The organism is Paenibacillus sp. SAF-068, assembly GCF_051967555.1.
Classification (GTDB): Bacteria; Bacillota; Bacilli; order Paenibacillales; family Paenibacillaceae; genus Paenibacillus.
On record NZ_JBQCJX010000001.1, the window covers coordinates 1,777,361 to 1,797,152 of the forward strand.

At 45.8% G+C, this 19,792-nt stretch carries 15 protein-coding genes; 13 read left to right on the forward strand and 2 right to left on the reverse strand.

The window, feature by feature from the left end:
- Positions 1 to 16: 16 nt before the first annotated feature.
- Positions 17 to 1,828 carry an ABC transporter substrate-binding protein gene (locus tag ACTHPG_RS07960; RefSeq protein WP_440388575.1) on the reverse strand — a complete coding sequence of 604 codons (1,812 nt, stop codon included), beginning with the start codon at positions 1,826 to 1,828 and terminating at the stop codon, positions 17 to 19.
- Between the two features lie 135 nt (positions 1,829 to 1,963).
- Between ACTHPG_RS07960 and ACTHPG_RS07965 the strand changes: the two genes are divergently transcribed.
- The 3 genes from ACTHPG_RS07965 to yidC all read left to right on the forward strand — a co-directional run bounded on the left by ACTHPG_RS07965 (position 1,964) and on the right by yidC (position 4,853).
- Complete coding sequence (locus ACTHPG_RS07965; RefSeq protein WP_440388576.1) at positions 1,964 to 3,586, forward strand: DUF4153 domain-containing protein; 1,623 nt, start codon at positions 1,964 to 1,966, stop codon at positions 3,584 to 3,586.
- A gap of 92 nt (positions 3,587 to 3,678) precedes the next feature.
- Positions 3,679 to 4,029 carry a hypothetical protein gene (locus ACTHPG_RS07970; protein WP_440388577.1) on the forward strand — a complete coding sequence of 117 codons (351 nt, stop codon included), beginning with the start codon at positions 3,679 to 3,681 and terminating at the stop codon, positions 4,027 to 4,029.
- Positions 3,966 to 4,853, forward strand: a complete 888-nt coding sequence (gene yidC, locus ACTHPG_RS07975) for a membrane protein insertase YidC (RefSeq protein ID WP_440388578.1) — start codon at positions 3,966 to 3,968, stop codon at positions 4,851 to 4,853. The genes ACTHPG_RS07970 and yidC overlap by 64 nt, the downstream gene beginning before the upstream one ends.
- Positions 4,854 to 5,037: 184 nt before the next feature.
- Here the strand turns inward: yidC and ACTHPG_RS07980 are convergent, their stop codons facing one another.
- Complete coding sequence (locus ACTHPG_RS07980; protein ID WP_440388579.1) at positions 5,038 to 6,147, reverse strand: helix-turn-helix transcriptional regulator; 1,110 nt, start codon at positions 6,145 to 6,147, stop codon at positions 5,038 to 5,040.
- Between the two features lie 129 nt (positions 6,148 to 6,276).
- On the opposite strand from ACTHPG_RS07980, the gene ACTHPG_RS07985 reads away from it, so the two are divergent.
- From ACTHPG_RS07985 to ACTHPG_RS08030, 10 genes are all read left to right on the forward strand, one after another.
- Positions 6,277 to 6,984, forward strand: a complete 708-nt coding sequence (locus ACTHPG_RS07985; RefSeq protein ID WP_440388580.1) for a class I SAM-dependent methyltransferase — start codon at positions 6,277 to 6,279, stop codon at positions 6,982 to 6,984.
- Positions 6,968 to 8,071 carry a saccharopine dehydrogenase family protein gene (locus ACTHPG_RS07990; protein ID WP_440388581.1) on the forward strand — a complete coding sequence of 368 codons (1,104 nt, stop codon included), beginning with the start codon at positions 6,968 to 6,970 and terminating at the stop codon, positions 8,069 to 8,071. The genes ACTHPG_RS07985 and ACTHPG_RS07990 overlap by 17 nt, the downstream gene beginning before the upstream one ends.
- A 72-nt stretch (positions 8,072 to 8,143) precedes the next feature.
- Positions 8,144 to 8,437, forward strand: coding sequence for a hypothetical protein (locus ACTHPG_RS07995; protein WP_440388582.1), 294 nt, complete (start codon positions 8,144 to 8,146; stop codon positions 8,435 to 8,437).
- A gap of 78 nt (positions 8,438 to 8,515) precedes the next feature.
- On the forward strand, positions 8,516 to 9,808 hold the full coding sequence (locus ACTHPG_RS08000; protein ID WP_440388584.1) for an amidohydrolase: 1,293 nt from the start codon (positions 8,516 to 8,518) through the stop codon (positions 9,806 to 9,808).
- A 192-nt stretch (positions 9,809 to 10,000) separates the two neighbouring features.
- Positions 10,001 to 11,035, forward strand: a complete 1,035-nt coding sequence (locus ACTHPG_RS08005) for a dockerin type I domain-containing protein (protein ID WP_440388586.1) — start codon at positions 10,001 to 10,003, stop codon at positions 11,033 to 11,035.
- 92 nt (positions 11,036 to 11,127) lie between these two features.
- The gene (locus tag ACTHPG_RS08010; RefSeq protein WP_440388587.1) at positions 11,128 to 13,065 is read left to right on the forward strand and encodes an S-layer homology domain-containing protein; all 1,938 of its coding nucleotides are present in this window, start codon (positions 11,128 to 11,130) and stop codon (positions 13,063 to 13,065) included.
- Positions 13,066 to 13,500: 435 nt separating this feature from the next.
- Positions 13,501 to 15,465, forward strand: a complete 1,965-nt coding sequence (locus ACTHPG_RS08015; protein ID WP_440388588.1) for an ABC transporter ATP-binding protein/permease — start codon at positions 13,501 to 13,503, stop codon at positions 15,463 to 15,465.
- 28 nt (positions 15,466 to 15,493) lie between these two features.
- On the forward strand, positions 15,494 to 16,162 hold the full coding sequence (locus tag ACTHPG_RS08020) for a response regulator transcription factor (RefSeq protein ID WP_440388589.1): 669 nt from the start codon (positions 15,494 to 15,496) through the stop codon (positions 16,160 to 16,162).
- 2 nt (positions 16,163 to 16,164) lie between these two features.
- Positions 16,165 to 17,496, forward strand: coding sequence for an ATP-binding protein (locus ACTHPG_RS08025; RefSeq protein WP_440388590.1), 1,332 nt, complete (start codon positions 16,165 to 16,167; stop codon positions 17,494 to 17,496).
- A 212-nt stretch (positions 17,497 to 17,708) separates the two neighbouring features.
- Complete coding sequence (locus tag ACTHPG_RS08030; RefSeq protein ID WP_440388591.1) at positions 17,709 to 19,544, forward strand: UbiD family decarboxylase; 1,836 nt, start codon at positions 17,709 to 17,711, stop codon at positions 19,542 to 19,544.
- Positions 19,545 to 19,792: the final 248 nt, after the last annotated feature.

Consider the following 19,792-nt stretch of genomic DNA (forward strand, 5'->3'; position numbering starts at 1 on the left):
ATATATAATACGATGTTTAATCAAACTGACGTGCTCGCGCGTCAGAAGGAAACCAGATATGACGCAGGTTCACCCAACCCTGGCTATTGAAAGATAGGCCACGTACCGAAGGCAGATATGCGGTTTCTACCGGTTTTTCGGATAAATGAAACAGTAAATTCTGATCAACTAAAAAATGCTCCATTCGGTCTAATTCAGAAGTTCGATCTGCTGCAATCGGAGAAGCAACAACGGTTTGCAACATCTCATGAATCGTTATGCGAGCAGAATCATCCAGATGCTCGGACAACGTGGAGTACAAATCATACCTGCGCAGTTCTTCGTCTCTGTCCCGAATCAGAGAAAAGAGAATCAGATCAGATTCCAACCGCAGATCTCCTTTGAACTGCTCCATCGTGCCTGTGCGGACGGTGCAGGAGTAACCGCACTGCTCCAATATAGATGCCAGTTGTTGGGCATCCCTGCGGTATTGTGGAATGGTAGCGATGTGCAGGGAGACGGGACTAACGGAAGTGAGTTGGTTGGTAACCTCTCTAAGTTTCTCATGCTCAACCATCTCCATATTCACCGTACTCAAATCAGTTATCACGACCTTAGAGTCATCTGCATGTGGGTTATCTCCATAGAGTCCAGCAAGGCTTGACTGGATGTGTGCTCTTACTTCCGGATCGTTTAACGGTCCGGCTTTTTGCGTATTACACGTGAGTAATTTATGAACCATCACGCCTGCACTAATCTGTGTCCAGTCTGCACCCTCGGACGAAGACGGATTATGGACAAGATGGAAGAACGGGGTTTCGATATCTTGACTATCATCCATTTTGGCCGAGGCACTCCACGGAATTTGCAGGATATCTACCCGGTCCATATGTGCTCTACCCTGAAAATATGAAGAAAAGGCTTCAAGTCTGCATAAGTGATCATCCCAGGCCGTGACCTTGAACGGTCCCGTCCCAACAGGTTTTTGCATTCCATGCAGATCACCCGCATGATTCATCTTCTGTTCGTGTGTTCCCGGTGAGTGTACAATCGCCGCACGACTTGTTGTAAGAAAGGACAGGAACAATTCGTGAGGTTTTTTAAGCCGGAAACACACGGTCAAGGGACTGACCGCTTCAATAGATAGAATCTGTTTACTCACATCACGGTACAGTGTTCGGCGGTCTGTAGATTGCAGCCGTTCAAACGTATGCACAATATCATGGGACGTCAGCATCTGACCATTGTGAAATGTAATGCCTTTTCGTAAATAAAACGTCCAGGTCTGTCGGTCTGCACTGACATCCCAAGTATGAGCGAGACAGGGGAGAATGTCGCCTTGTTCACCACGTTGAACCAATCCGTCAAAGACATGGCTGGTAACAAAGGATTCAGCTAATAGATTAATGTACAGCGGATCAAGCGCATGAAGCTGTTGACGCAGGGGCAACCGTAGTGTATCAATCTGCTCATTATTGGTGCCTGCTTCTGTATGATGTCCTGAATACCCAAGTAACCACTGGTTTAGATAATCCTGCATGGTTGTTGAACTGGAGAATGCACTCACCTGCTCGGCAGCTTCCTGCAATTCCCGGCGATTCATGGCCTGCATCATGTATTCAGCAGCGATTTGGTCAGCCGGGATGAGTAAGGTCAGTGAAGAACGCCGACCGCGGCCACGCTGGGAAATCCAATTTATCCATTTATGAGCAACCATCTTTTTGACAATCGTTAATGTATTACGATGCGTGCAATCGAGCAATTCAGCGAGGTTGGCAAGCGTAAGTTCATGTTCTGTAAGGTGGCCGTATTGGCGATGTAACAGCAGGTATTGCTGATGTAATTTCAAAGTGAAGATTCCCTCCTAGAGGTGAACACTAACGGATTTCTCTAAAATAAGAAGTTTTATTGATTTTAATTTCTATTTATATTCCTATTTTATCATCTAAAATTAGTCATAGAAAGGTTAATGGAGGTTTTTCCCATGATTGATAAAATAATGGATTCACCGCATCGTGCTCTAATCACGCTACTGTCTGCATGGATACTTGCTATCATTCACCAGTATTTATTCTATGGTAATGATTTAGGAGTATCTTATCCAATCTTTGTTATTTTCTTTTATGTCTTTATGTATTTGTTTGCACGGGACCGTATTAGGTCCTTCAAGTTGATTGATGCTTTTGTGGCGGGTGTAGTGTTGTTGTTATCGCTAACGTTCCTGTTATACGATAACGAACTGCTGCGTGTACTTAATTTTCTGGTTGTACCGGGCCTCATCATCTTACATATGACGTATCTAATGGGTAGAAAACAGAAGCAGTGGTGGGAGATTGGTTTGATTGGTACGGCGATTGACCATTTACTGCCTCAAGCCATACGTCATTGGGGGACTGTTGCGGCCATTGCTGTGAGAGCAGGCGGGCGTGGCATGGGCAAATCACAGAAAACGGTTGTTTTCAAAGTGATTATCGGTCTCGTGGCGTCTTTGCCTATCCTCATTGTAGTTGTCGCATTACTGTCTTCAGCTGACGGAGTCTTCGATCAATATTTATCCGGTTTCCCGGAGTGGTTAAATCAACTGACCCTTACACCAGGACTGCCAAGAATCATCTGGATGTTCATCGGAGGTATATTGTTATTCGGTTATGTATGGGGATTTGTCCAGCCGATGCAATATGAGGCAGAGAAGAGAGAGAATGCACATTGGAAAAATGGAGCAGCACCCACGCTTGATGATAAGCGTGATCACACCTACATATTCTCTCCTGTGGGTCCACTCCCTAAGGGTCAGGTTACGAATAAAATTACACCCGAGCCCGATCGCACTCCGGTTCATCGGGAACCATTCAGATTGGACCCCATCATTGTGGGTACCATGCTGATCGTCATCAACTGTGTGTACGTTATGTTCGTACTTGTACAGTTTTCGTATCTGTTTGGCGCGGGAGAGGGGCATCTTCCGGTAGATCTGTCATACGCTGAGTATGCGAGAAGTGGATTCGCAGAGTTGGTTCTCGTTACAGGTATTAACTTTTTTATTCTTATTGTTGCATTGCAATTCACACGTCCGAGTGGAAAAGTAGGCATGATCGTGCATCAGGCACTTCTCCTGATTCTGGTCAGCTGTTCAGCAATTATGTTATATTCCGCGTTTATGCGCCTAAATCTTTATGAACAGGCATATGGATATACGTACATCCGGTTCCTGGTACACGCATTCATGATCTTCCTGGCACTTCTGTTGCTGATTGCCGGCCTTCGTATACGTTACACGTCGATTCCGTTGATTCGCTGCTATATTATACTGGCACTTACTGCCTATGTTGCCGTCAATTATGTGGGCATGGATCGCAGGATTGCCCAATTGAACATAGAACGTTACCATCAAACTGGCAATATTGATGCATCCTACCTGGCAAGTCTATCGGCAGATGCCACTCCGTTACTTCGAGAGTTTGCTCTGAAGGAGTACCCGGATCTCAAGAGAGAAATGCTGGAACGTCAAGCCTATCTGGAGAGGGATACATCCAATCGTTCCTGGCCTTCTTATAACGTTGCAAAACACAGAGCTGAGCTAGAAATGTCCAAATTGAGAACGGAATAGTTGAATACTGGCTGTTTTCACGAACGGATTTATGCAAAAACAATATGTAAGTGTTATAATATAAAAACTAACCTATAAAGGGGGTGAATCCCTTGTTTGAACTGCAGGAGTTATTACCATATTTATTCTCGATTGGACTCATCTTCACCGTTAGCTATGCTTATATCGCCCATCTACACTGTGGCATGACAGAGTACTGGATGGAAGGTGGCGTGGGTGGTGGACTTGAACCCGTACTTCCCGCATTGTGTTTGGATAGACAACACAGACAGGAAGTCTGGAGCCGCTTGATCAGACGAAGAGAAGCGCCCGATGAAGATGATTCAGATTGTCATTCCTCGTTGAACGATTGGTCAACAAATCAACGAGGAGGATATATATGGAAAATAAGACTAACAAGGGATTCACTTTTGGATCGGGCAAGGGACGGATCTATGGCCTGATTGCTATATTGTTTGCAGTCATGCTGCTTGCCGGATGCAGCAACAACGTGTCGGAGATTACTTCATCGACACCGGGATTTTTTAATCACTATATTGTATTTCCGCTGTCTTATCTGATTCAGCATATTGCTACTCTATTTAGCGGAAGTTACGGGGTTGCAATTATCGTCATTACGCTGGTCATTCGTCTGGCGCTGTTGCCATTGATGATGCGTCAAGCCAAGTCCCAGCAGGGAACACGAGTCATTATGAACGCCATGAAACCCGAGATGGATGCGCTCAAGAAAAAATATGAAGGCAAAAATGACCCTGCTGATAAGCAAAAGCTGTCTCAGGAAACGATGGAGCTATACAAGAAGCATAAGTTCAATCCGCTGAATATTGGTTGTTTGCCGATGCTCATTCAGTTGCCTATCCTGTCAGGAATTTACACAGCCATCCGACTTACACCGGAGTTGTCCTCCCATTCGTTCCTTTGGTTCAAACTGGGCGCGCCGGACTACGTACTGGCTGTGGTGGTTGCGGTCATTTATCTGATTCAAGCCAAGGTATCACAAGCCAATATGGCGCCTGAGCAGCGAAAACAGTTCGCTATTATGGGATATATCTCCCCGTTAATGATGGCATTCTTTTCTCTATCAGCCCCGGCAGCCATGCCGCTCTACTGGACGGTTGGGGGTTCGTTCCTGGTACTACAGACGTTATTATTCCGCAAGATGTACCCTGTAGAACACCCGCAGGAGCCTGTAATTGTGGAAGTGAGTCAGAAAAAGAATAAAAAATCTGGTTCCTCCAAATCTACTCGGAAACCTGCAAAGTCGTAGGGTAACATATGGACGTAAATTACGGCCGCTTTATGTATGTAGTAATGAACGTGTGATACGTAGCAAAAGGTTAAGAAAGAAGCCGATCCTTCAGGATCGGCTTCTTTTTTTGCTGTATTCAAGAAACGAAGTAGATTAAATGTACTCGCATTCTATTGAGCAGCTATTCTTCTGTTCTGTCACGTCATATTGCCGGTTCATCCGACAGTTGGAAACGGGAAACGAAATACCAGATGAGCTCGCGACGGGAGGATACCTTGGTTTTGGCGAAAATCGATTTCAAATGATCCTGAACAGTATAGACTGAAATATGCATCGCTGCAGCAATCTCTTTGGACGAATAGCTGCGCAGCACATAACCCAGCAGTTCCCGTTCTCGACTGGATAATCCATGGCTCTCGGCAAGCAAGGGCAGCAAATCCTGCGGCATCGCCTGCTCCAAACGGATGGCGATCTGATCCGGTCCCACGAGCTGTTGCATAAGACTGGCATGAAGGATGAGGTAACGGCCATCCGGAAGCTGGATACAGACTTTGGAGGGCGAGTCGGGAGTGAGTTGAGTATCGTCAGCCCGTTCTGCCCGATTCTTGCGCTGCAAGTGGGAACTGACTGCACGTACCGGACGGGGCAGAACATCCGGCCCTATATGTTCCAGCATACGCAATTGGGACAGCCAATACTCCGCCGGGGCGTTCAGGGATAAGAGCTGGAACGTATCCGAGGTGATCATAATCCCGGGTTCCTCAGGACTTCCACTCGTGATTTCCTCCACAAGTGTCAGACTTGTTGACCGCAGCATCGATGCAATCGAAGCAGTCCAGGTCTGAATCAGCAACCGTTCTTCTTCTGTAAAAAAAGAATTCTCAGTCTTGCGATACAGGGTTAGATATCCCCAACAAGCGTCTCCACTGACGAATACAGCGCGCAGTTCATCACCGAACCCCGCTGGCTGAAGAATGTTGATATAACGTGGGCTTTGTTCATGCTGTGCGTTCATGGCCGTGTGAAGTGTAGCTGTATGTTCACCGCTGCGAATTAACTCAGCGTATTTATGTATGTCTTTTTCCATGTATTCATTCATGAATAACCGGTCATGAATGGCTTCAATGCCTTCTTCTGTCACGGCTCCGGTGGAGAGAAGAGTCAAAGGATCAACGGTGGTGAAACAGTATGCGTCGAACGGTATAACCGTCTGGATCTGCTTGAGAACAGCTTCCCGGTAGGTACGTGAAGTCCAGGTTCCTTTTTCAAGAGAAGTGATAAGTCTGTGGCTCCGGTCAATACGTGATGTCAACAAAGTTTCTCCTCTCTCTATGCGCATATCCCAATGTTCTGGGATTGTAGGCTTGGCGTATCCTTCTATAATGAAATTAGACGAACAACGAGTCAAGTCTAACTTCAATTCAAGAGGAGCGCGGTGTCCATGAATCACAAGCCATCACCGATGAGCTGGGAAACAGCAGATGTTCATCGTTACGAACAATCGATAGCCCTGAAAATTCCGGGTTATTCTCATATGCATGATCTGATGGAACGGCTGCTTGCAGCATATTTTGCGGATAACAACGGTATTCATATACTTTCTGCAGGAGCTGGAGGGGGAAAAGAATTAGCTCTGCTTGGTTCACGTCATACCGGGTGGGTGTTCACCGGAGTAGATCCTTCGCTGCCGATGTTGCAACTTGCTGAGAAACGAATCGCGGAAGCGGGTATTGGCTCCAGAGTGACGCTGCAACCTGTGACGGTTGAAGAATTGCCGGAGGATATTTTATATGATGGGGCGACAAGCATGCTCATGTTGCATTTCCTTCAAGGGATGGAGGCCAAAAGAACGTTTCTGAACAGCCTTGCAGCGAGACTTAAACCGGGTGCACCCCTAATCGTTGCGGCTGTAAATGCCGATCTTCGTTCACCTGCACATCCAGTCATGATGCAAGCTTGGGAGGATCACATGCTCAGTGTGGGTGTGCTTCCTGAAGAGTGGGAGCGCTTTGCAGCTTCCTTGGGCCGTGAATCCGATCCAATATGCTCTGAAGAGATGACTCAGCTACTGACCGAATGCGGTTTCTCACATATTACACGTTACTTCGGGGCGTTCTGGGTGGAGGGGTATTATGCAATTCGAAACTAACGTGAAGCCTGTGAAAGATCAGATCTGGGTCGTTGGCGGTTATGGTCAAGTAGGGCAGATGATATGTACTCAACTGGGAAAATTGTTCCCGGGTAAAGTATGGGCAGCAGGTACACGCATGAACCGTGCGGAAGAATTCAGCAGGTCTACAGGTGGTGCGGTACTGCCCCTGCAACTGGATGTGACCAAACCTGTGGAGCCGTCCATGTTACGGTCTGTGAGGCTGGTCATCATGTGTGTCGATCAGAGTGATACCCGGTTTGTTGAATCCTGCGCAAAAGCTGGAACGGACTATATTGATATCTCTGCAAAATATGATTTTCTCGCCCAGGTTGAACAACTGCACACCAAAATGCAACATTCCAAATCGACCGCGATACTCAGCGTTGGATTATCGCCGGGAGTAACGAATTTGCTTGTACGTGAAGCGACCATGCATATGGATCAGGTGGAGGAAGCAGATATTACCGTGATGCTGGGACTCGGGGAGAAACACGGAAAAGCTGCTGTGGAGTGGACGGTTGATCAGATGAATGCCACCTACCAGGTGATGCAAAAGGGCAAGCCTACGGAGGTGCAAAGTTTCGGAGATGGCAAAAGGATCGATTTTGGAGCGGAATTGGGAAACCGGAAGGCCTATCGATTTAACTTTTCGGACCAGCACGTGGTTGCTCGGACCTTACGTATTCCAACTGTATCGACCAGACTATGCCTGGACTCCCGCTGGATCACAACATCCATGGCAATCTCCAAACGTGCGGGGTTGTTTTCGTTGCTGCGTATACCGTCTATTCGTAATGGAACAGTGAAGGCCCTTGGTCTTATTCCTGGCGGAGAGCCGATCTATGCGGTCAAGGTCGATGCCATTGGATGGGAAAATGGGGAACAAGTTCGCGTCGAGCAATTGCTTGTTGGGGATAAGGAAGCAGATGCAACAGCAGCCGTAGCAGCAGCTGTGGCCGAACACGTATATAAAACAGAGTCAGCATTGCCACATGGTGTGTTTCATATTGAACAGGTCTTCTCTTTACAGGACATTCAGGATGCACTTCATACGCCTCTACAGGTGACGACCCAGATCACCTAGATTCATGTTCTTTTGCTCGCACCCTCCGATCTGCTATGATGGAACATAAACATGGCAGATCGGAGGGAGATCATGGACTGCGTTGCTGTATTACCTTATTACAGAGTACAGAGAGAAGTGACGGGACTCGCCCAAGAGATTGAGATGAATGCCCGCTCCATGATTCTGTATTCAGATAAAATTGTGACCAAATACCGCGAGTTCAACATTACGGAAGTGTTTGATATGTCTTTTCGCCGCATGGGTGATAAAGGTGGGTTTTTCTATCTGCACACAAGTACAGGCGTGTATCCATATATGGTTGAAATTGATCCCAAACCCTTTATACAAAGTTTCAGAAAGATGACGATCCAAAATTTAAAATGACTTGACCTTGCCGTTACGTTAAGGCTTAACCTCGGATATGGAAGGAACGATAAACAATCCAGAGGAGCTGTGAATGTAATGAGTATACTGATTCAGCAAGCTACGATCCTAACGATGAAAGATGCCGATGCCCCCTTTACGGGGGATATTCGTGTTGAAGCAGATCGCATTACGCAGATTGCTGACCACATTTTGCCGCAACCGCAAGATGAGATCATCGATGGCCGCCTTAAGATCGCCATGCCGGGTCTGATTAATGCCCACCAACATACGCCAATGAGCCTGCTCCGGGGATTCTCGGATGATCTGAAGCTAATGGACTGGCTTGAACGTAAAATGCTGCCTGCCGAAGCAAGGATGAACCCGGAAGACATCTACTGGGGGTCCAAGTTATCCATCGCCGAGATGATCCGTTCGGGTAGCACGGCTTTTGCGGATATGTATATTCATATGAATGAGATTGCGGAAGCTGTTCAGCAAACGGGCATCCGGGCATCATTGACACGGGGAATGGTATTCATGGAGGACGATGGGGGACGCAGGTTGCAGGAAGCGATTGATCTTGTAGAGCGCTGGTCTGGAGCCGCCGATGGGCGAATTACAACCATGTATGGACCCCACTCCCCATACACATGTCCAATGGAGCCGCTCCTTGAAGTCATTGCCATGGCTGTCAAGGGGGATATCCCGCTGCATATCCATCTGGCTGAGACGAAGGAAGAAGTCGTGAAGATTCGTGAGCGTTATGGCATGACACCGACAGAGTACTTGGAAGAAGCGGGGATGTTCGAACAGGCACATGTGCTGCTTGCGCATGGCGTACACCTCAATCGAAGGGACATCGGCAGATTGAAGGGTATGCGAGGTGGTGTAGCACACAATCCGGTCAGCAATCTGAAACTGGGGTGTGGGATCGCTCCAATTACCGAGATGTTGGAACAGGGAATCAACGTGGGGATCGGAACGGATGGAGCGGGAAGTGCCACAACCGTGGATATGTTCGAGGAGATCAAAGCCGCAACCTGGCTGCAAAAACTCGACTATGGCGATCCCACTCGCTTGCCAGCCAAGAACGTTCTACACATGGCTACAGGCGGAAGTGCGAGTCTGCTGGGTTTACAGGATGAAGTGGGTATACTTGAGGTAGGTCGCAAAGCGGATCTGATCCTGATCGATCTGGCGAAACCACATCTTCAACCGGTACATGAGGTAGAGTCGCTACTGGCTTACAGTGTAAATGGGGCGGATGTGGACACTACGATCGTGAACGGTCAGATCCTCATGCAAGGCAGGAAGTTGTTAACGATTGATGAGGAAGAACTTTACCGTGAGGTGAAGGTTAGAGCCAATAGAATTGTCGAGGGAATTTAATTTTTAGTGAATTTAATCCGAACTGGAAAAATATTTGTGTTCAAAACGCTATGGAGGCTTACTCCATGGCGTTTTTTGTCGAATTACAACTGGGAATAGTTCTGTGGTCCTGTTCAGAATTGGTTCAGAATGCCTCGTTATACTGAGCATGTAGTTGTTCAAATATGAAATGTACACGAGGAGGAACATGAATTGAAGGGGAAACAAAACAAAAAACGGCTTAAGCCAATATTGAAAAAAAGCATGTTGACTGCGCTCGGATTGGGCATTGCATTGCCTATAGGTGGAACGCTCCCGCAGGCTAACGCAGGAGCGATTGGTCCGGTAATAAACATTTCGCGACCTGTTCTTAATGATGGCATCAACTGGTTAAGTTATTCATCAGAACAAAATAATCCTTCTTTTGTACCCGATGTGCCCATCGAGGTAACCATCAATAATACAGTCAGAATCAATCTAAGTACACATTTTCGATCAGATGAGTTTAATACGCTCACAGCCATCTCAAATGATGAAAGTATAGCTAGGGTATATATAGAAACTGTAGAAAATGAGAGTACATTGGTTGTTGTTCCTTACAAGAGCGGCAAAATCAATATTGAATTGAAAGCAAGATATACTGTATCTGATGTACCAGAGACTGTTACGGATAACATTGAACTTTACATTAGTAAAAAAGGGGATGTAAATGCAGACGGTAAAGTGAATTCTCTGGATGCAGCAGACCTGTTCGATTATTTGCGCAACATGGTAAGTCGCCGCGGATTTAGCTATGTAGAGATGAACCGTATGGACGTGGATCGTAATACGGAACCCACACTGGGGGATATGGATGCTTTGTTAAAAGGATATAAAGGCAAAACACTTGGCGGGAAAAACAACGACTATGTGTTGACCTTCAAGCAAGTGGATGATGCCCCGTATGTACTGAATGGTCAATTGAAGGATTACATGGAGAGTGCAGTTGCTGTTGATTACTATTTAATGGATATTGATTATGATGATACCCTTAATACTCCTTCTTATCAGTGGTACCGCGCAACAGACGCTTTAGGAGAAGATAGGGTGCCAATCGTAGGGGAGACACGAGAACAGCATAGTGTTACATCTGAGGACGAGAATCATTATCTTGTGCTTGAAGTTATTACCCACTCCACTTCAAACCCAAATACGGAGCCTAGACGGACATTCATTGTTGGAAAAGAAAAAATACAATTTCCTGATTAATTCATATTCTTTATTTTAGTTAACGAATAACAACACTTTTTCTATCTTTACCATACCGATCTATTAATTGATACAGACATGGAGGCTATTACATGTTTCAACCGAAAAAGAAACGTCCTAGAATCAGAAAAACAATGTCGGGTCTGATCGCACTGACATTACTCTCTTCACTTATTTTGCCAAATGTAGCTGGAGCAGAACCGGTAGAACCATCACAAGTACAATTTGCAAATGTGAGCGTACAGGCAGGGCAGACCGTTCATGTACCTGTTGCATTGAAGAAGTCCTATTTCGGAGTGAAAGCTTATAATATGCAGATTGATTATGATACGTCTGCACTGGAAATTGTTCGGATCACGCCTAAATCGATTAACGCCATCGCTACCTCCCCAAATGAAGATGGTGTAGCAGATTTCCAGTACGAAATTAACAGTGCGGAAGGCTGGGTACGAATCATATGGGTTGATTTTACCGGGGGTGACCATTCAATTCTAGATGAAACCCAATTATTTGATATGGAGATCAAGGCCAAAAGCAACGCGACGCCTGGAACGAAACAGCTATCCGTAGATCAAACGGATTCAGAACATTGGCATTTTACGAATGTGGAACATCAGAGCTACACTGAATTGTCCGGTGGAACCATCACAATTACAGCAGCAAACTCAGGTGGTGGCAATTCTACACCTAATCCAGGTAATTCTTCGGGAGGAGGAGGCAGTGTATCGCCAACTTCACCAGTGGTTACACCTGTTCCCTCTACTCCAGCGGTAACCAAAGGTGTAGACATCTATGTGAACGGACAGAAACAAGAACAATCTGCCACGGCTACCACATCAACGGTAAACAATCAGGTCACCACCACGATTCACGTGGATAATGACAAAGTCATCAATCAGATTGGAAGTGGACTAAGAACTCTCCTGCTGCCTATGACAGGTACTGGCAAGGGTGCGGTCGTTGGTGAATTGAACGGCAAATTGGTCAAAACGATGGAAGGAAGCAATGCCGAAGTTGTCATTCAGACAGACAGCGGTACGTACAGCCTCCCGGCTAATCAGATTCAGATTGATCAGGTTCTTAACCAATTCGGAAGCACCGTTCCAATGGAAGATATCACGATTCAGATTGCCATTGAACCTAGTGCTGCATCCAAGCAAACAGCCATTCAGGCCGCAGCGGACAAGCTGGAGAACACTACAGTGGCTGCAGCTCCGGTTGATTTTGAAGTCAAAGCCATCTGGAATGGACAGCAAGTTCATGTGGATCGTTTTAACTCCTATGTAGAGCGCTCTATCACATTGCCAGAGGGTGTGGATGGTTCTAAGATCACGACTGGAGTTGTGCTTCAGCCTGATGGCAGCCTTCTGCATGTGCCGACCAAGGTTATCAAAGGCAATGGACAAGACTCTGCTATTATTAACAGCTTGACCAACAGCACGTATGCCCTGATCTATCATCCGGCCACATTCAGCGATGTAACGAATCACTGGAGTCGTGATGACGTACAAGATCTGGCATCCCGACTGATCGTACAAGGTACTGGTGAAGACGTGTTTGCGCCGGATCGGAGTATTACGCGAGCAGAGTTTACGGCCGTTCTGTTAAGAGGTTTGGGTTTGCACTCCCCGATTAGCACAGAAGCGAGATCATTCACGGATGTGAAGACAGGAAGCTGGTATGAGGATGAGGTTCAGACGGCTGTGTCCTACGGCCTGATCTCAGGTTATGCTGACGACAGCTTCCGTCCCAACAGCGAAATTTCTCGTGCTGAAGCGCTGACGATTGTGTCACGTGCGATGAAACTAGTCGGTCTGGCACAGGCCGACGCGTCAGAGACAACAAGTCTGTTAAGCGGATACAGCGACAGCACTAAAGTACAGGCATGGGCAGCTGAGCCGGTTGCATCGGCGATCAAACAAGAGCTGGTTCAAGGTGCTGATGGCAAGCTGATGACAGAGGCAGACATTAGTCGTGCGCAGTCAGCGGCGATTGTGAAAAGATTGCTGCAAAAAGCCGGATTGATCTAAACGATATAAGTTGAACTAAAGATTATTTACACAGACACTACGATGACAGAATAACCTTCCAATCGCTGTTATCCCCAGATTTTTTGATTCCCTTTTCCAAAGGGGAAAATCCGGGGATAAAGGCGAACGCTTCGCTTTTTCAGGTTTTTTCTGTCCTCTCCGTTATGTGTAAATGATTAGTTTAACTTATACTATCAAATGCAGTAACGAAATAAGACAACCCGAGTCCATATCTAAGGATTCGGGTTGTCTTGCACCTACACTTATTTGAAATGATTTATTTCAAAATAAGTGTAGGTGTTTTTTTACATATCGTTCTTTTGAACCACTCCTACAGGCCAATGCTCCAGTTCATTATCAGTTCACACTGATTTGTTACGCTATGAACATCAAATAGATAGATATTGTGCTTGACCAGGAGAGGAAGAGATCCATATGAAAATACTCGAAGTCAAAAATGTGAAGAAGTCATACACCTTATATGGAAAAGAAAAAGTTCCGGTACTCCACGGTTTGAACCTGAGTTTTGAGACAGGCGAATTCGTCTCCATCCTCGGTGAATCTGGCTGCGGTAAGTCGACACTAATGAATATTATTGGTGGCATGGACTCCGATTATGAAGGGGAAGTCATTGTTCGTGGCAAGAACTTAAGTGCCATGACAGAGAAGGAAATGGATGATTATCGGAAGAATAATATCGGCTTTGTCTTTCAAAACTTTAATCTGATCCCGCATCTGTCTGTCCTCGAAAATGTTACAATTGCGATGCAAATGACGGACACGAATGAGAAGGAGCGGAACCGGCGTGCCGTTGATATATTAACAGAGGTCGGACTGAAGGATCATCTATACAAGCGCCCTAACCAATTATCTGGAGGTCAGAAGCAACGGGTTTCCATTGCAAGGGCTTTATCCAACAATCCGGATATTATTCTCGCAGATGAACCAACGGGTGCTCTGGATCGGGAGAATGGAGATCAAATCCTTGCTTTGCTGGACAGTATAGCGAAAAAGGGAATGTTGGTCATCGCCGTAACCCACTCTCAGAAAGTCGCTGACTCAGGTACACGGATCGTAAAAGTAGAAGAGGGACGTATTAGTGACGATATTCTTCTGAAAGATCCTTCCAGGGCTGTCTACGAGAGTGGCCAGGACTCTTCCCGAAGCCTGGGATTGCTTGCTTCATTCAACATGGCACTTAAAAATATGAAACTCAACGCCAAGCGTAATATATTGGTAGCATTGGGTGGATCTATAGGTATATTAAGTGTACTCCTGATGCTTTCTTTGGGAAATGGTATAACGACATATATGAACGACGAAATCAATTCAAGTATGGACCCTTTGCTCGTGGATATAACCAAGCCGGGTGAAGAAGCCAAAAACATGCAAGGTCCTGAGGCCTTGATGGCGACAGGTGAACCGTTCACCGAAGCGGATATCGAGACGATTCGCAATTTCCCTAATGTAGATCATGTAGAGACAATCACGACCATTACGGGCCAATCGACTATGGTGAATGAACAACAAAGTGTAGGACTTGCGCAGTTAACAACGTTAACGGATGCTTTTGATCCAGCATTACTAACAACAGGTGTTCTGCCGGTAGGAAATCAGATGTTGTTGCCCCTCGATACGGCGAATAAATTAAGCGGAAATGACCAAGCTGATTCCATGATCGGCAAGTCTGTGTTTTTATATATCAATGAGATGGATAGCACTAATAAACCGGTAACGTTGGAGAAAGAAGTAACCATATCAGGGATCTACGAAGCGGCAGAACCACGTTCTCCAATGCAACAATCCCCGGGATACATCTCATCTGAGACGTTGGAGCAGATGTATACGGACAAAGGAATAACGATTGGGCCGATTCAGGTTAACGCCTATGCAACCGATATGAAATATGTAAATGAAATTAATGAAGCTGCTGTTGACGCTGGTTTTGCAGGCTCCCAAATGGCCAAAGTCATGGAGAATATCACGACATATGTAAGCATGGCATCCATTGTACTCGCGGGTATTGCAGGCATTTCGTTGATTGTATCTGGTATTATGATATTGGTTGTACTCTATATTAGTGTCGTGGAACGGACGAAGGAGATCGGAATTCTTCGGGCGATTGGAGCAAGAAAGAAAGATATCAAGCGAATATTCTTCTCCGAATCAGCCTTACTGGGCGTATTTAGTGGTACCATTGCGGTAATCTTTGCAGTGATCATAAGTTATGTGTTAAATATACTTCTGGACAATGCGTTTGGAGCAAAACTGATCAATCTCTCGGGATATTATATCCTGTTTGGTCTCGTGGTAAGTACAGTGATTAGTATCGTGGCCGGTTTGATGCCATCATCAAAAGCGGCCAAGCTGGACCCGATGGAATCTTTACGATACGAATAAATTCAATTGCGGAAAGGATAATGGCTACATGAACACGATTCTGGTGGTGGACGATGATTCCCATATCCGCAAATTAATCCGAATCTATCTTGAAAAAAATCAATTTTCCGTGCTGGAAGCATCAGACGGTCAAGAGGCGTTGGATCTTCTCTCTCATACGAAAGTTGATCTGGCAATTGTGGATGTAATGATGCCGCGAATAGACGGCATTGAACTGACAGAAGATATCCGGTCTTATCTGGATATTCCGATCCTGATGGTAACTGCCAAGGGAGAATCGAAGGACAAAGTCAGAGGATTTAATGCAGGAACAGACGATTACCTCGTTAAACCGTTTGATCCCGTGGAGTTAATCCTGCGTGTAAAATCGTTATTGAAACGATATAACAAAAGTTCATCGAACCTGATTCAGGTCAGTGGTGTAACGATTGATTTGGGCAATCTCATGGTTGTTGCGGACGGACAAATGATTGAATTGAAAAAGAAGGAATGTGAATTGTTATTTTCTCTGGCGAGTTCGCCAGGGAAAATATTCACACGTACACAACTTATTGATGATATATGGGGCATCGATTATGAAGGTGATGAGCGTACGGTTGATGTACATATCAAGCGGTTAAGGGAACGTCTTGAGCATGTTCCTGAGTTAGTCATCTCAACAGTAAGAGGACTTGGTTATCGTCTGGAGCGGGCATGAACATGTTTAGGAAAAGCCTGCGCCTTCGTATCGTAGCTACATTTATCGGGATTGTTCTGGTGAGTCTGATCCTCTCCTTTATGATCAATAATGGGTCCCAGGAAAAGACGCCAAATCGTTTTATGGTTACCTTTGCAGAAGATCTCGCTACACTGATTAACCTGATCGATGATCCGGAAAAAGTGAAATCAAGCTTCGATATCTTTGCCCGCTACGGGTTGAATATCACTCCCGTGACTGAACAAAGTGAAGTGTTATCCTCCTTGCCAAAGGATAAAGTCCAATCGTTATTTGAAACGGGTACAACGGATGCCATGTTTATGTCCAGTATAGATGGAATTGCGACCATAGGCGTTCCTGGAACAGGTGAGGGGATAGGTACATTTCTGATTCAGAGCGATTTCTCTTCTCTTTTTCATACATTGCGAAACACGCTCTTAACCTCACTGTTAACAGTTTTGGTCATTGGAAGTTTGTTAATCCTGTTCATGTCCGGCTACATTGTGAAACCGATAAAGCGATTAACGGTTGCAGCGAAGGAGATGTCCTCAGGGGATCTTTCGGTTCGTTTGAAACATAATAATCAGGATGAGTTTGGGGAACTGATGGAGAGCTTTAATCATATGGCCAGTGAGTTGCAAAAAATCGATTCGGTTCGTGATGACTTTGTTAGCAACGTCTCTCATGAAATGCAGTCTCCGCTCACGTCGATCAGGGGATTTACCAGAGCACTGCAAGATGGGGTTATTCCATTAGAAGAGCAGAAAGAGCATTTGGATATTATCTATGAGGAAACGCTGCGCTTATCGAGGCTCAGTGACAATCTGCTTCGGCTAGCCTCGCTGGATTCGGAGCATCATCCGGTTCATTTCACCACGTTCCAGGTCGATGAACAATTAAGAAGGGCGATCTTACTGGCGGAGCCGCAGTGGTCGCAGAAGGACATCCAGATCGAATTGGACTTGTTGCCCTGTGAGATCACAGTGGACAAAGATTTGTTTGATCAGGTCTGGCAGAATTTAATCAACAATGCGATCAAATACACCGGCCCTAAGGGTACCATTCATGTCGAGATTGAGACGTCATCTTCATTCGTGAAGGTATTGATTAGAGATTCTGGGCAAGGAATACCTGAGGAAGCACTACCGTATATCTTTGATCGATTCTATATGGTGGATAAAGCGCGAAGCAGCTCACTTCGAGGCAATGGATTAGGGTTGTCCATTGTGATTAAAATTTTGAAATTGCATCAATGTACAATTGATGTCGAGAGCGAAGTAGGAAAAGGTACGCAGTTTATGGTCACGATTCCCAGATCGGTTAGTGCATCATAAGGCACGCAGAATAGAAAAAAGCAATATGCAAACAATTGATTCCTGTGCGTTCAGGATTCATATTGCTTCATATTGCTTTTTTTGATAGAAGTATACTCGACAAAATTTCATATATAGTTTTGTTTAGCGGTGGATCATTTGATAAGATAGAAGAGACTTTATGTGAATCTATGAACTTAATCAATTTATCATACACAGAATGGAGCCATTCAATGAAATATCGCAATATGGAAGATTGTATTAACGATCTGGAGCAGCACGGTCATTTGATTCGGGTCAAAGAAGAGGTTGATCCTCATCTGGAGATGGCCGCCATCCATATGAAAGTGCACGAGGCTAAAGGCCCGGCGTTGTTATTTGAACATGTCAAAGGCTCGAAGTTCCAGGCTGTATCGAATCTGTTCGGCACGGTGGAACGAAGCAAATTCATGTTCCGCGGTACGCTTGAAGGCGTACAACGGGTCATGGCAGTTCGTGACGATCCCATAAAGGCGCTTAAGACGCCATTTCAACATGTCCGTACAGGTCTTGCTGCGTGGCAGGCGCTGCCGAAACAGAAGTCTATTAGCCTCCCGGTGTCCGCACAAGAGATTCAAATCTCGGACCTGCCGCTTATCAAGCATTGGCCAATGGATGGTGGGGCATTCGTGACATTGCCGCAGGTATATTCGGAAGATCCGGATAAACCAGGCATCATGAATTCCAATCTGGGGATGTACCGGGTTCAGTTGAATGGCAATGATTTTGAAATGAACAAGGAAATTGGATTACACTATCAGATTCATCGCGGAATCGGTATACATCAAGCCAAAGCGGTCAAAAAAGGTGAACCACTGAAAGTGAGTATTTTCATCGGTGGTCCACCAGCACATACACTTTCAGCCGTTATGCCTTTGCCTGAAGGACTTAGTGAGATGACATTTGCCGGTTTACTCGCTGGACGTCGCTTCCGGTACAGTTACAAGGACGGGTATTGCATCAGTAATGATGCCGATTTTGTCATCACGGGTGATATCTACCCAGGCGAGACGAAGCCTGAAGGTCCGTTCGGGGATCATCTGGGTTATTACAGTCTGACGCATGAATTCCCGTTAATGCGTGTGCATAAAGTCTATGCCAAACCTAATGCCATCTGGCCCTTTACGGTTGTTGGTCGTCCGCCACAAGAAGATACAGCGTTTGGCGATTTGATTCATGAGATTACAGGAGACGCGATCAAACAGGAGATTCCGGGCGTCAAAGAAGTACATGCAGTCGATGCGGCAGGGGTCCATCCATTGTTGTTCGCCATTGGCAGTGAACGTTACACGCCGTATCAGGCGGTGAAGCAGCCGACAGAGTTGCTTACGATCGCCAACCGTATTTTGGGTACGGGTCAGCTCAGTCTGGCGAAATATCTGTTTATTACCGCTGAGGATCAGCAGCCTTTGGATACCCATAAGGAAGTTGAATTCCTGACCTATATTTTGGAGCGCATGGACCTGCAGCGAGATATTCATTTCCACACGCATACGACGATTGATACACTGGATTATTCGGGTACGGGACTGAACAGCGGCAGCAAGGTCGTTTTTGCAGCATATGGCGATAAGATTCGGGATCTGTGCACGGAAGTTCCAGAGTCTTTGAAAAACATACGCGGATATGAAAATCCGCAGCTCATCATGCCGGGCATCGTCTCCATCCAGACATCAGCCTTCACAAGTTACGCGGATACAGCACAGGAGATGCAAGCATTCACGTCTCTATTGTCAGAACAGGGAGGACTGGACTCGTGTCCGATGATTATCCTCTGTGATGACAGTTCGTTCCTGAGTGCTAATCTCAGTAACTTCTTGTGGGCCACGTTTACCCGCAGCAATCCTTCACATGACATGTATGGAGTTAATAGCGGGTATGACCACAAACACTGGGGTTGTGATCAGATTATTATTGATGCGCGTACCAAACCTCACCAGGCACCGCCGCTGATTCCTGATCCTTCGGTCGAGAAGAGCATCGAACGTTTATTTGTGAGTGGAGCAAGTCTGGGTTCGATCAAAATTTAGTGCGAGATTTCTTGTGGAAGTTCAAACGAATGAGTTTGAACTTCTTTGGCCTGCCCTGATACAGCGATGAGACGCAAAGAGTTAAAGTTTAAAACCGGGACTAATTTGAATTTTGGAGTGAGGATAAAGTCTTATATGTTCGTATTTACCTTTGCGATTAAGGTCGTTTGAACTATGTATGAAATGAAGAATTATAACGATATAAAGAAGTATAGGTATTTTTGTGGCCCCGTTCCATTGGGTGCTGT